A 12,945-nucleotide genomic window follows, 5' to 3' on the forward strand; every position below is an offset into this window, starting at 1 on the left:
GACTACAAAATATCCGAACTTCTCCTTTTTGTCCTTCTGAATATAAGAAAAAGGATAGATATATTGACTTGTTGCAATACCTTTGAAGTCTTACATAATGTTTTATTAGACATTATTTTTATTTATCAGGAGCATCACAAATGTGAATTTTCAGAAAAGTTAATTCACACAATACAAACCCTTAACTATAGCCTTTGAGTAGATGCAATGAAAACATTTCCTATTAATAGATATAGATTTTTTCAGAGATTACAACCTTTACAACTACTAACCAAAATTACCAGAGAATCGGCGACTGGTTGTTTACAATTATTTAGTACATCAGGAACCTGGTCAATCTATATAGATGAAGGAAAACTGATTTATGCTTGTTATGCAGAGCAAATGTTTGAGCCACTTTATAGAAAATTACAACAGCTAAGTCAGCACATTTCTACTCTCCCTATAGGAATTAATGATCAGTTACGGACAATTTTTGAAACTAATACACAGAAACAATCAATACCCAACCCTGATTATTTAGCTATTTGTTGGTTAGTTAGTCAAAGATATATTAGTCATTTCCAAGCTGCGGTACTGATTGAGCAATTAGCATTAGAAGTTTTGGAATCATTTCTCAAATTAGAACTTGGTAGTTATGAATTTATTCCTGAAAACTTTCTAGATGAGCTACCTAAGTTTTGCTATTTAGATCTAAATTTATTAATTGAGCAATGTCAAAATAAAAGTAGAAATTCTTCAGAAGAACGGCAATTCTGGCGAGATAATCAGCCCACAAATACTGAGCAGAAATTCCACAGAAGAAATAGATATCAATCAACGGAGGATAGCGATATCTATGGGACATCAGCAATGGAGAAAAAACAATATAAACTTTTTTCTATTGTTGATAACTTTATTTTGCTAGAAAATATTCAAGGGTTTTTAGATGAGGAAATATTTTCTGTAACTGGATTTACAGATGTTTCGGAGGCTTTAATGGAAATTATTCACCTGAAAGCAGACCTGATTTTTTTAGATGTGTTGCTACCTAATTTAAATGCTTATCAGGTATGTTCTTTGTTGCGAAAAAACGTCTATTTTAGAGATACACCTATAATTTTGATGGCAGAAAAACCTAGCTTCATAGATAGGGCTAAAGCTAAACTGGTCGGGGCTTCAGGGTATTTATATAAGCCTTTTAACCAAGATGATTTATTGAAAACCATTTTTCAACATTTGGCATAAAAAGGACGACAATCAGATAAAATGCTGTGTAGATTGACTACGGAACCAATAACAGCGATCGCTGGGGCGGTAAATCCAGTTTGCTCTACTTGGTCTAAAATTGTCGCCAAAGTGCCAATTAATTCTGATTGTTCGGGACGAGTACCCCAACGGACTAAAGCAATGGGTGTGTCTACGCTTAATTCCGCCAAACTTAGCTGTTCGACAATGTGGGGTAGATTGTGAATACCCATATAAATCACAATGGTTTGGGAACCGTGGGCGATCGCTGACCAGTTTACTATCGGGTTATATTTCCCTGCTGCTTCATGACCCGTCACAAAGGTTACAGACGAACTATAGAGACGATGAGTTAAAGGAATACCCGCATAAGCGGAAGCGGCAATTCCCGATGTGATACCCGGTACAACTTCCACCGGAATATCTGCTGCCACCAATTCCGCCATTTCTTCACCACCGCGACCGAAAATAAACGGATCACCACCTTTAAGACGGACAACAATGGGGTGATCTAAGGCTTTTTCAATCAACAACTGAGTAGTTTCTTCCTGTAACAGAGAATGTCTCCCCATCCGCTTACCAGCGTTAATTTGTTCCGCTTGGGGATTAATCATCGCTAGAATTTCTGGACTCACCAAAGCATCATAAATTACCACATCTGCACATTCCAGCAGACCCTTACCCTTGAGAGTCATTAATCCCGGATCTCCTGGACCCGCACCGACTAAATAAACCTTACCCAACAACTTTTTCCCCTTCTTTTGTCAAATCCCAAATTAGATCAGCTAGTTCTGCACTTGGTCCCAAAGGTGGTGCTAGTTGAAAATTTACCGATGGGAATTGTAATTTTAGCGTTTCTACGGCTAGAGCGATCGCATCAGTTATCCCACCAGAAAATAAAAAATAGGGCAAAATCGCAATTTCTCTCTTACCATCAGCTACCAACTGCTGCACCCGTGAGTCTAAACTCGGAGGTACAGACCAGTAAGCCGTAATTCCCCTCAAACTCGCTGCTATTGCTTCTACGGGCTGTAACGACAGGGGACGACGACTACCATGGGCTAACAAAATTAATGCCTCTGATTCAATATTAGCCATTGATTGAGTCAACAATTTTCCTAAACCTGGATGACTACCTACATGAGGTTGAAGATTAATAGTTATATTTCCATTAAAAGCCATTTTAGCTAATGCAACTTCTGCGGGAATATCTGTCATCAAATGTACCCCAGGCAGCAAAAACAACGGTACAATTTTTAGGGAATTACAGCCAACAGCCAAAGCATCATTAGCAAATTGTTGAATCTGTTGATGTAAAGGTTGGGACTGAACTTCTAAAGCTGCTGTACCGACCAAATTTTCACCTTTCGGTAATCTTTGAATTAACAGTTTTGCCAGTTCTTGCATCGCAATCTCTGGACGTGGATCACGACTACCGTGAGATACTAAAAGATAACTACAAGGCATAAGTTAAGGAGTCAGGAGTCAGGAGTCAGGAGTCAGGAAGAGAAAGAAAGAAGAAGAAAGAAAGAAGAAGAAAGAAGGAAGTAAACAGGGGAAACAATGAATTAAAAGGTAGAATTTTTGAGAATAGCTTTTGCATAACTATCCAGTAATCTACTAACTTCTTGTAGTTTCAACATTAATTCTGATGTATCACCATATCCTAAATCATTTGTAAGAATAAGATAGTATCTACATTCTTCTAGAGAAGCTTGTGCTATATTCATAAATTTTGCTTTATCAAGGTCTCCTTTTTTCTTAAATCCCTCTGCAATATTTGCAGGAATAGAAACTGATGCGCGTCTAAACTGAGAAGTAAGTCCATATATTTCTGATTTAGGAAAATTTGCAGTTAATTGATATGCTCCTAAAACAAATTGATGTGCTTTTTGCCAAACTATTAAATCTTCAAATGTTTTTGCAGGTTGCATTTATTCTGACTCCTGACTCCTGACTCCTGACTCCTGACTCCTTCTACTTACATCCTTTCTAGAACTCTAATTCCCAACAAATCTAACCCCAATTTTAAAGTTTTAGCTGTCAAATGACACAAAACCAACCGTGATGTTTTTACAGGTTCTTCAGATTTGAGAACAGGACAATTTTCGTAGAATTTATTAAATTTGTCACTTAGTTGATATAGATAATCGCATAACCGATTTGGCAATAAATCTTGTTCAACTTCACTAACTACTTCATCCAATTGTAATAAATGCTTGGCTAAAGTTAATTCTGCCTCTTCTCCTAGCAAAATTTTTGCATCTACTCCCAAATTCTCAAAATCAATATTTCCTTCTCTACTAATTCCTTGAGTTCTCACATAAGCATAAAGCATATAAGGCGCTGTATTCCCTTTGAGAGAAAGCATTTTATCGTAACTAAACACATAATTACTGTTACGATTTTGGCTTAAATCGGCATATTTTACCGAACTAATGCCAACAACTTCAGCAACATGATTAATAAACTCTTCTGATTCTTCCCTTCCTTCTTCTTTTAATCTAGTTTCTATGTCTGTACGAGCGCGAGAAATTGCTTCATCTAACAAATCTCGTAACCGCACAGTGTCCCCAGAACGGGTTTTGAATTTCTTCCCATCATCCCCCAAAACTAAACCAAAGGGAACATGAACTAATTCTACATCATCAGGAATCCATCCAGCTTTACGCGCTACCTGCATAAATTGAGCAAAGTGGTTTGCTTGTCCTGAATCTGTTACATAAATAATCCGTTTTGCTTGATCTTGTTGAATCCGATAACGGAGGGATGCTAAATCTGTTGTTGCATAGTTATAACCACCATCAGATTTCTGTACAATTAAGGGTAAAGGTTCTCCTTCTCTATTGGTAAAGCCTTCTAGAAAAACACATTTTGCACCTTGATTTTCTTCTAATAAATCAACTTTCTGTAAATCTTCCACAACGGCTGGAAGATATTGATTATAAAAAGATTCTCCCCGTTCAGTTATTTTGATATCCAATAAATTATAAATTATTTGAAATTCTTTCCGTGATTGTTCACATAACAACTTCCAAGCATGAACTGTATCTTGTTCACCTGCTTGTAATTTCACAACTTCTTGGCGTGCTATTTCTTGAAAAGCTTCATCTTGATCAAATCGTTGTTTAGCTTTGCGGTAAAAACTCACTAAATCACCAATATCTAAAACGTTAGCAGTGGTGAGGGCTTGTGGATAAACTTCCCGCAAGTAGGCGATTAACATTCCAAATTGTGTACCCCAATCACCAACATGATTTAACCGCAATACATCATGTCCGCGAAATTCTAAAATTCGGGCGATACAATCACCAATAATGGTAGAACGCAAGTGTCCGACGTGCATTTCTTTGGCAATATTCGGACTGGAAAAATCGACAATTTCTTTCTGTGGTACTGGTGCTGGGGGAACTCCTAATCTAGGATCTGCTTGAATGGCGCTTAGTTGTGCTTCCAGATAGGATCTTTGTAATTTTAGATTAATAAAACCAGGCCCCGCGATTTCTGGTGGTTCGCAAAATTCCGACACATCTAGTTTTTCTACAATAGCAGTTGCGATCGCTCTCGGTTGCTTCCCTAACTTTTTACTCAAGGATAAAGCCACATTCGCTTGATAATCACCAAATTTAGGATTACTCGCAGCCACCAAAATCGGGTCTACTCCAGCAAATTCTTCGCCAAACGCAGCCACCAAAGCCTGTACCAATTTCAGTTTTAGTTGTTCTTGTGTAGAGTTCATACTTAAATTCTATTTCTGGCGGCCAATGTCGCTGCTCAATATCATTGACCATCATATCACTGCAACTTGAGAGCGATCGCACTTAACTTGTTCACAGGTTTAGCCATTAATAAATCTGGTGGGTTACTAGCATCACCTCCAGCCTCCAAGTATTCGTGATAAAGCTCAATCAACTTGTCAACTTGGGAAATAATTGGTTCAGGTACACGCACTTGACGAGTAGTATAAGGTGCAGATTTACCACGACCACCTTTTGGTTTAGCCATAATTAAACTTGTCAACAGGTTAAAATGTAAAATACCTGACGGTATTTAAGCAATTCAATCAACTATTAATTAAGTTAAGTCTAAATACAGATTGATTGGGAGAATATTTTGAGCAAAAATTTACTAACTTTTATAGCCAGCTTAATTTTCACTATTATAGCATTAAATTTAATCAAATTAATGATTAAAACCATGAATCTGCCTGTATTTACTACTTTCAGCATTGCTCTTTTTTGTAGCTACACCCTGATGATTTCTAGTTTCATCTATAATTTTCTCTTTCAAACCAAGAAAACCAGGTAAATTGCACATTGAAAAATCAGACTAAGCAGGATTACTTTGGTTATTAGCACCGTAATAGTAATTATAACTATTTAATTCTGCCTTATCTCCATTCACAATAATGCCTAACAAATTTACAGAAGATAATTTTAAATTATCCTGAAGTTGTGAAAGTCCAGATTTATCTGTTTTATCTATTCTGACTACTAGGGCAATACCATCAGCTTGTTGTGCTAAAAGTCTGGCATCAACTAATCCCAACATTGGGGGAACATCGTAAATCACCAAATCAAAATTTGCTTGAAAATGTGCCATTAGTTGCTTCATTTTATCTGAAGAAAGTAGTCTCACAGGATCGGGTGGCACGGGTCCAGCAGTAATCACAGATAATCCTTGGATCGAAGATATTGGCTGAATAACTTGATCAACAGGCATATTGGAAGATATTAAACTACTTAATCCCGATAGATTATGTAACCCTGATGTTTTGTGAATAGAAGGACGACGCATATCAGCATCTACAAGTAAAACTCTTTTACCCATGACTGTAGCTATTTGAGCTAAGTTTAATGCTACTGTAGACTTACCATCTGCGGGCATGGCAGAAGAAATAACTAAAGAACGAATCTGCTGATCAGGATTGAGTAGTTGAATATTAGCATAAAGAACTTGTAGAGATTCCCAGAATTTTCCTTGTCCATAGCTTTTACTGCTTGAAGAAGAACGATCAAAAATACTAGAAAACCGGTTCTTGGTTGTAGAAGGAATCTCAGTTTCTGTTTCTAAATTGCTCACATTAAGTAGTGAAGAACTTTGAATTTTCTTATCAAAAGGAAGAGTACCCAACACAGGCATTTTGACTGTATCTTTTATACTATCAACTGTGTGATAAGTGTTATCTAGTTTTTCTAAAAGTAAGGCAATAGCAATCCCCCCAATTAAACTGCCGATAAATCCTAACATTAAATTACGTGGGATATCCGGTGATATGGGCAATAAAGGCTGAATTGGTGCTTGTATTAGTTCCCAAGGGATTTCTGTCTGGGCTACTTGTATTTGTAGTGTTTCACGGGTAGCTAAGAACCGATTTAGACTATCATTTGCTAGTTGCAAATCTCGCTGAATTTCGCTGTATTGTCTGGCTAAAATTGGTAATTGCTCAAATCTTAACTTCAGTCGCTGTTCTACCTTAGCTAATTCTTGGCTTTCTACTTCTAATCTCTGGATTTGAGCAGCAGCTTCAGCCAATCTCAGACCGACATATCTATTTGCTTCGTCTTCAATAATTGGTAATAGATTTCGTCTTTTTTCTTGTAGTGTTTCTATGGCTGGGTTATCTGGTTGAAAACGTACTAATTCTCCCGAAATCTGGGCTTCTAATTGACGTAATTGAGATATTAACTGCTGATATATCGACGCACTATTTAAGGTAGCCAGTTCTCCTTCTGGTTTCGATAAACTGCTGTAAGCAGCACGAGCCGATGCTAATTGTTTATCTATTTCTAGTCGTTGCTGTTCTAGACCTTGCAGTTGTCCAGTATACAGACCAGACTGATTACCGGGATCCATGAAAGAGTATCGCTGGCGGAAAATTTGTAGTTGTTGTTGGAGTTGAGTTACTCTATTTTTGATAGTAGGGAGTTGTTTGTCTACAAATTGAACTCCCTGGTTCAACTGGGTTTTGCGTTTTTCTAAGCTATAGTTTAAATAATATTTAGAAATAGCATCTAATACGAATTTAATTTTACTAGCATTTTGATTTCTGTAGCTTATATCTATCACTTTCGTTTCACCTATACGACGAATAGATAAATCACTAATTAGAGAATAATAGTTAATTTCAGGATAGGAAATTTGCAATTGGTTGACAACACCCTGCATTAGTTCTTGACTTTTAAGCACTTGAATTTGGCTTTCATAATCCAGTCCTGATTTACCAAAATTGGTATCGGGAATTGCTAGTCTATCTAAACTACCATCCCGATTAACTGGTTCAACTAAAAGTTGAAAGTTCCCTTGATATATTGCTTCTTGTTTGAGTGTTGTGTAGGTAACACCAGCCATAGCCAAGGATACAAACCCTATGATGACTAATCCTCTACGTTTGATTATTGCCAATAACTGTTTAAGGCTCCAATCATCTACATCTGTTTCCAAGCCTGGAAAAGTTGGAGGTGCTAATAATTGAGGTGGAAAAATAGCCTTACCATTTTCATTAGCCTTTGGAACTATTGTATAATCATGTTCAATCATGTGTTTTATGATGTTAGAAGAGTATTATTTGATTATTTCTAGGTTGGAGAATAAAATTTGGTAAATTTATAAACTTGCCCCTAGTTACTCTGAAACCAAGTATGGATTTAAAAGGAGCAATCTTTTGAGAGTGCTGGAAAATCTGGAGTTAAATAGTCAATTCAGGTGCCAGATATCATCTATAATATATTACACGCTGGTTTATTAAGTTGTCAGCTTTATTTTCAAAATTATTCAGTAAATTCTCAGTAGTTGATTTATTATACTTGCTTTCTTTATTTAGTTAATAATTTTTACTCAACTCATGATTCTTTTTTTTACTGATTGGGCTGGGTTGCCAGCATATATCATCATTGGTTCTAGGGAACGTCCTGTTACACTACTTAGTGCTAAGACGGCACCTTTTCCTATGGTGACTCCAGGCCCAATCACTGATTTAGCTCCTATCCAACTACCTTCTTGAATATGGATTGGGGTAGGAGTCAGTTTAAAATCAGGATGAGTCCAATCGTGATTACCAGTACAAAGGTAAACCCCTTGAGATAGACAAACATGATTTTCTAGAACTACGGGAGCGAGGTTATCTATCCAGGTATTTTCGCCAATCCACACAAAATCGCCGATACTCAACCGCCAAGGAAACTTGACTTTAACTCCAGTTTTAATGCGGACTCCATTACCGACTTTAGCTCCAAAAATTCGCAGAATCCAGACTTTTAAGGATGATACAGGTAGCCAATAACTTTCAACTAAGGGTGAACCGATAAAATACCACAAAAGTTGCTGGGAGTAAGACGCACCGGGGCTATAGTTGCCAGTGGAATAGTTATCTAAACGCATATAGTGGTGAACGAGGATTGAAACTAGCTCCGGTCTTACCTGATATAATCCAAAGTACAGCGCGAGCGCTATCGCGGACAATACGCATTGTAGATTCTTTGGGTTGTTGAGAGGGAATAGAAATAGGGGTAAAAGTAATGCCTTGGCTACCTAAGACTATGGTAGCTATGGTTTTTGCTCTGGGTAGATGATATTCTGAAGTAATTAAATATATGTGTTGAATTTGATGTTGTTTTAAGTCATCTACAAGGGTAGTAAAGTTGGTAACAGTGTCTACAGCACGGTAGTCGAGGTGAAGACGACTTTTGGAAACACCTGCGGTTTGAAATATGGTGTTGGCTAATTCTGGTGATATGCCACTAGAAACCCAAATATCTAAGTGGGGGTGTTGCTGGGCAAATTGGGCTGTAAATTTTTCTCGGTTTGGATCACCGCCCAGGGTGAGGATGGCTTGAGGTATGGGTGCTTGGTAAGAGGCGATCGCTATACGGATAGGGATATGGCTGCAAAAAACAAGTATAATACCCGACAAGATGGCTAGTCTGTATTTTTTCCATTGTTGGTATAGCCGTTTGATAATTAACAATTGTAATACTCCCGATACCACTGGATAAATTGAGCAATACCCTTTTCAATTGGTGTATCTGGCTTAAATCCTACATCTTTTATCAGGTCGTCTACATCTGCATAAGTGCTAGGAACATCACCAGGCTGCATTGGTAATAGATTTTTTTGGGCTTCTTTTCCTAATGTTTGTTCTATGACTTCAATAAATCGCATCAAGGATACAGGCTGGTTATTCCCTATGTTGTAAAGTTTGTAGGGAACTTGAGAGGGTGTTTTGATCTCACTTTCATTTTTAGCACAGGTAGGAATTTTTGCCATCACACGCACTACACCCTCAATTACATCGTCAATATAGGTAAAATCACGCTGCATATTGCCAAAGTTATAAACATCAATTGGCTTTTGTTGTTCAATTGCTTTAACAAATTTGAAATAAGCCATGTCAGGTCGTCCCCATGGACCGTAAACTGTAAAAAAGCGTAGCCCTGTAATTGGTAATTGATAAAGATGACTATAAGTATAAGCCATTAACTCATTAGCTTTTTTGGTGGCAGCGTAGAGAGAAATGGGATAATTAACATCATCGGTGGTAGAGAAAGGGATTTTTTGATTGACTCCATACACTGAACTAGAAGAAGCAAATACTAGATGCTTAACTGAACTATGACGACACCCTTCGAGGATATTTACAAAACCCGTGAGGTTGCTATCTACATAAGCGTGGGGATTTTCTAGGGAATAGCGCACACCTGCTTGGGCTGCTAGGTTGACAACACAATCGAAGTTTTGAGTTTGGAAAAGTTTGGCTATTTGAGTGCGATCGCTCAAATCCAATTTTTCAAAGGTAAACTTTTCATGATCTTGAAGTTGAGCAAGTCTGTTTTTTTTTAGGTTAACATCATAGTACCCATTCAAATTGTCGATGCCATACACCTGGATATTTTCACTTAACAGACGTTTGGCCAAGTGATAACCAATAAATCCAGCAACTCCGGTAACTAATATTTGCATTTATTGAATTTATGTTTATTTGTATTTTATTTATATTATATGATTGGTACAAAATTTTCTTGATCGAGGAAAATTTTTTCAGATGGCTTTGTCAAATGTTCTTTCTAAGATATCCTGAATTTGATAAGGACAATCTTGAGGTAAATCTAATTCAGTTTCTTTGATTGCATCTAACCGGGCATTTCGATACATTTTTTGAATCCATTCTTGACAAAGATATTTTTTTAAGCTTGGACTATCTTCTAGGTATAAATCAATATTATTTCGTTCTCTTTCAATAGTTATCTGCCAACTTCTAGAACGTTTTAGAGGTTGATAATCCCATTTTAGTAAATGATGAAGAATCAATCGAATACTGCTTAATAGTTTATCCCGTTCTCGTTTTGACAAATCTTTAATTTCTTCGACTAAGTTATCAATATCCAATTCATTAAAACACCTGTCTTGTAATCTTTGTGCCATTTGTTCTGCCCAATCAGCATAATCTTTTTCATAAAGATTTTCCATGTTAGCTATTCCTTCAACGAATTTAGAATATCTTGTTTACTTACTCCTTTATGGCGGGAAACAGCACCTAAAATTGAGTTTAAAGTCCCAATTCTCAAAGGATTGTGATCAGGAATACATAGATGATGATGGGTAGGAATTTCCGTTTCTAAAATAACGTGACTTCCTTCTTGATTGACAATTTGGTAATCCCAAGATTTAGACAAGACTTGAATTAAATGTAATCCTTTGAGATTTCTAGGTATCTTCATTGAATTAACAAGATTTCATTTTTAACAAGATGTAACTGGATGATTGGAAAGCTTGATTCTTCAAAATAGAAAGCTTTAACAGCTTCTTGAATATTAGATTTAAGTTCTTCCCAATTGTCCCCTTGTGTAAAAATGTCCTCTGTGAGGCATTCAGTAATAAATCCTCCATCTTCTTCTTCGGAAACTTCAAAAACGAGTGTATTTGTCATTAAATTAACCTCTAACTAATTTAATTTTACAATAGTTTTTTATTAAACTACGACACTTAATTTCTAAAAATCTTGTTAAAAAGTGGTTTGTGCCAAATTGTTAAACAAGGTGGTGTAATTGTAAATAGCTAATGTTTAAGTTTTTCTGCTTCAATTATGTGTATGCTGAGAAGGATTTCTGCTAAAACTCTTTGAAATGCGTAGTACCAACCATGCCATCCATCAAGAATACCACCTTTAAGGATCAGACAATAGACTAAAATGATGAAAGGAGCGAGAATTTTTTGTTTACGGATGCGATCGCCCAAACTGAGTTGATTATTAGGTGTCTCCAGTAGCTTTTTACTTTCAATGATCATATAACGATCTTGCGCCCATAACCAACGATTTAAAGGCTTGCGATCGTCGTGGTGAATGTATGCAGATAGTTGACTAGAATTTCCCTTATTCTTCAGTAATTGTGTATGGCCATCATCAATATACATCGCCTTATTTTTGCGAAATAGCACTTCTCTAGGAGGAAGTATTGTACCTCGTAGAGGTTGTCCAAATACACAATATTTGAATTTAGCAAAGTAGCCGTCAATAGGATTATCTAAAGGAAAATTCTGAATTTCGTTTATTAACTCATCAGTTACAACATAGTCTGCATCAAGAGAAAGAATCCATTCAGATTGAACCTGATCTAAGCCATAATTCCATTGAGTAGCATGAGTATCAAATTTACGTTTAAATAGCTTAATTTGGGAATATGAATCTAGAATATGTAATGTATTATCTGTACTATAACTATCAATCACAACAATACTTGTAGCCCAGGTAAGATGCTCAAGAGTCCGAACAATATTTTGTTCTTCGTTGTAAGTTAGAATGAGAGGAGTAATCTTTTCTAGCATTTATTTTAAATATTTATAAAGATTATTTTCCATGATAACGAAATCAAAAATTTTCTGCTTAGTTAATAACTAGATTAATTTTATGAATCAAACGAGACAAATTCCTGCTCTAATATTTGGACAAAAGAATATGGAGAGGAAACAGGAAAAGTTGAATAAGATAACCCTGTTTCATAAACTGCTAAATCTAAACCTTTTTGATAGGATATTTCTAAAACTTCTTCAAGATAAGATTTAAGACTGGGGTTTTCTTCTAGCAAAATTAATAATTCACGGCGTTGTTCTCGAATGGTTGCAATCCAACTATTTCCTCTTTTTTCAGGCTGATATTCCCATTTCAAGAAATGTCCTAACAAAATCCCTAAACGGTTACGAAGTTCTTGGCGTTCTCTTCTTCCCAATGCTTCAATTTCCTCTAAAAGATTAGCCAGATCAAGTTGTTCCCATTGTTGATTTTTCAGGGCTTTAGCCTGTTCTTGTGTCCAAGCGTAAAAGTCGCTAGTATAAAGACTCATGGCGATTTTCTACTTAATTTAACCAATTAAATTGAGAGCATGATCAATAATGTCTGACTGATTCAGTTTTATTTCTAATTCCTCAACTTTATATTATCCTTCTTCTACTTCTAGTGAAGCATTATCTTAAGTAATAGTAATATTTTAGCTATTTTCTGCTTGATTGTCTAACCATTGATCAAAAAGAGCGATCGCACTTTTAATTTTCTCAATTTTAGCTAATAGGAAATATCTTCTAGATTAATTCCCATTAATCGCAGCTTTTCAGCTAACTTAGCGGCTTTTTGTTCAGCTTCATTAGCTCGTTGATGTTCTTGTTCTGCTCTTTGACGTTCTTGTTCTGTGCGTTGACGTTCTTGTTCTGCTCTTTGACGTTCTTGTT

15 protein-coding genes are annotated in these 12,945 nt (G+C 36.3%); 1 reads left to right on the plus strand and 14 read right to left on the minus strand.

All coding sequences use genetic code 11. The features are described 5' to 3' along the window. Positions 1 to 207 precede the first annotated feature (207 nt). Positions 208 to 1,227 (plus strand): response regulator, encoded by a 1,020-nt coding sequence (locus VB711_RS18070; RefSeq protein ID WP_323287595.1) that lies wholly within the window; start codon positions 208 to 210, stop codon positions 1,225 to 1,227. On the opposite strand, the gene cobA is transcribed toward VB711_RS18070, so the two are convergent. The 14 genes from cobA to VB711_RS18140 all read right to left on the minus strand — a co-directional run bounded on the left by cobA (position 1,212) and on the right by VB711_RS18140 (position 12,563). Further along, on the minus strand, positions 1,212 to 1,970 hold the full coding sequence (cobA, locus tag VB711_RS18075; RefSeq protein ID WP_323287596.1) for a uroporphyrinogen-III C-methyltransferase: 759 nt from the start codon (positions 1,968 to 1,970) through the stop codon (positions 1,212 to 1,214). The genes VB711_RS18070 and cobA overlap by 16 nt on opposite strands. Then, on the minus strand, positions 1,963 to 2,694 hold the full coding sequence (locus VB711_RS18080; RefSeq protein ID WP_323287597.1) for a sirohydrochlorin chelatase: 732 nt from the start codon (positions 2,692 to 2,694) through the stop codon (positions 1,963 to 1,965). The genes cobA and VB711_RS18080 overlap by 8 nt, the downstream gene beginning before the upstream one ends. Before the next feature lie 101 nt (positions 2,695 to 2,795). Further along, a complete protein-coding gene (locus VB711_RS18085; RefSeq protein WP_323287598.1) occupies positions 2,796 to 3,161 on the minus strand; it encodes a four helix bundle protein in 366 nt (121 codons plus the stop codon). A 47-nt stretch (positions 3,162 to 3,208) separates the two neighbouring features. Continuing rightward, complete coding sequence (argS, locus tag VB711_RS18090; protein WP_323287600.1) at positions 3,209 to 4,966, minus strand: arginine--tRNA ligase; 1,758 nt, start codon at positions 4,964 to 4,966, stop codon at positions 3,209 to 3,211. Positions 4,967 to 5,022: 56 nt separating this feature from the next. Next, positions 5,023 to 5,232, minus strand: coding sequence for a hypothetical protein (locus VB711_RS18095; RefSeq protein WP_323287601.1), 210 nt, complete (start codon positions 5,230 to 5,232; stop codon positions 5,023 to 5,025). A gap of 324 nt (positions 5,233 to 5,556) precedes the next feature. Continuing rightward, the gene (locus VB711_RS18100) at positions 5,557 to 7,767 is read right to left on the minus strand and encodes a polysaccharide biosynthesis tyrosine autokinase (protein WP_323287602.1); all 2,211 of its coding nucleotides are present in this window, start codon (positions 7,765 to 7,767) and stop codon (positions 5,557 to 5,559) included. Between the two features lie 297 nt (positions 7,768 to 8,064). Then, the gene (locus VB711_RS18105) at positions 8,065 to 8,607 is read right to left on the minus strand and encodes a WcaF family extracellular polysaccharide biosynthesis acetyltransferase (protein ID WP_323287603.1); all 543 of its coding nucleotides are present in this window, start codon (positions 8,605 to 8,607) and stop codon (positions 8,065 to 8,067) included. Next, positions 8,594 to 9,184, minus strand: a complete 591-nt coding sequence (locus VB711_RS18110) for a YdcF family protein (protein WP_323287613.1) — start codon at positions 9,182 to 9,184, stop codon at positions 8,594 to 8,596. Before VB711_RS18110 ends, VB711_RS18105 begins: the two co-directional genes overlap by 14 nt. Before the next feature lie 2 nt (positions 9,185 to 9,186). Then, positions 9,187 to 10,185: an NAD-dependent epimerase gene (locus tag VB711_RS18115; RefSeq protein WP_323287605.1), complete on the minus strand. Its 999-nt coding sequence runs from the start codon at positions 10,183 to 10,185 to the stop codon at positions 9,187 to 9,189. A gap of 78 nt (positions 10,186 to 10,263) precedes the next feature. Continuing rightward, on the minus strand, positions 10,264 to 10,692 hold the full coding sequence (locus VB711_RS18120; protein WP_323287606.1) for a DUF29 domain-containing protein: 429 nt from the start codon (positions 10,690 to 10,692) through the stop codon (positions 10,264 to 10,266). Between the two features lie 5 nt (positions 10,693 to 10,697). Then, entirely contained in the window at positions 10,698 to 10,943 is a 246-nt protein-coding gene (locus VB711_RS18125) for a type II toxin-antitoxin system HicA family toxin (protein WP_323287607.1), read from the minus strand. Further along, a complete protein-coding gene (locus VB711_RS18130; protein WP_323287608.1) occupies positions 10,940 to 11,152 on the minus strand; it encodes a type II toxin-antitoxin system HicB family antitoxin in 213 nt (70 codons plus the stop codon). Before VB711_RS18130 ends, VB711_RS18125 begins: the two co-directional genes overlap by 4 nt. 128 nt (positions 11,153 to 11,280) lie before the next feature. Then, positions 11,281 to 12,048 carry a glycosyltransferase family 2 protein gene (locus tag VB711_RS18135; protein WP_323287609.1) on the minus strand — a complete coding sequence of 256 codons (768 nt, stop codon included), beginning with the start codon at positions 12,046 to 12,048 and terminating at the stop codon, positions 11,281 to 11,283. Positions 12,049 to 12,128: 80 nt separating this feature from the next. After that, positions 12,129 to 12,563: a DUF29 domain-containing protein gene (locus VB711_RS18140; RefSeq protein ID WP_323287610.1), complete on the minus strand. Its 435-nt coding sequence runs from the start codon at positions 12,561 to 12,563 to the stop codon at positions 12,129 to 12,131. Positions 12,564 to 12,945 lie beyond the last annotated feature (382 nt).

Source organism: Cronbergia sp. UHCC 0137 (assembly GCF_034932285.1).
Classification (GTDB): domain Bacteria; phylum Cyanobacteriota; class Cyanobacteriia; order Cyanobacteriales; family Nostocaceae; genus Cronbergia.

Coding starts and splice junctions, on each gene's coding strand:
- VB711_RS18070 (WP_323287595.1), top strand. CDS start 208: ATGAAAACATTTCCTATTAATAGATATAGATTTTTTCAGAGATTACAA.
- VB711_RS18100 (WP_323287602.1), bottom strand. CDS start 7,767: ATGATTGAACATGATTATACAATAGTTCCAAAGGCTAATGAAAATGGT.
- VB711_RS18120 (WP_323287606.1), bottom strand. CDS start 10,692: ATGGAAAATCTTTATGAAAAAGATTATGCTGATTGGGCAGAACAAATG.
- VB711_RS18080 (WP_323287597.1), bottom strand. CDS start 2,694: ATGCCTTGTAGTTATCTTTTAGTATCTCACGGTAGTCGTGATCCACGT.
- VB711_RS18140 (WP_323287610.1), bottom strand. CDS start 12,563: ATGAGTCTTTATACTAGCGACTTTTACGCTTGGACACAAGAACAGGCT.
- VB711_RS18105 (WP_323287603.1), bottom strand. CDS start 8,607: ATGCGTTTAGATAACTATTCCACTGGCAACTATAGCCCCGGTGCGTCT.
- VB711_RS18085 (WP_323287598.1), bottom strand. CDS start 3,161: ATGCAACCTGCAAAAACATTTGAAGATTTAATAGTTTGGCAAAAAGCA.
- VB711_RS18095 (WP_323287601.1), bottom strand. CDS start 5,232: ATGGCTAAACCAAAAGGTGGTCGTGGTAAATCTGCACCTTATACTACT.
- VB711_RS18115 (WP_323287605.1), bottom strand. CDS start 10,185: ATGCAAATATTAGTTACCGGAGTTGCTGGATTTATTGGTTATCACTTG.
- argS (WP_323287600.1), bottom strand. CDS start 4,966: ATGAACTCTACACAAGAACAACTAAAACTGAAATTGGTACAGGCTTTG.
- VB711_RS18135 (WP_323287609.1), bottom strand. CDS start 12,048: ATGCTAGAAAAGATTACTCCTCTCATTCTAACTTACAACGAAGAACAA.
- VB711_RS18125 (WP_323287607.1), bottom strand. CDS start 10,943: ATGAAGATACCTAGAAATCTCAAAGGATTACATTTAATTCAAGTCTTG.
- VB711_RS18130 (WP_323287608.1), bottom strand. CDS start 11,152: ATGACAAATACACTCGTTTTTGAAGTTTCCGAAGAAGAAGATGGAGGA.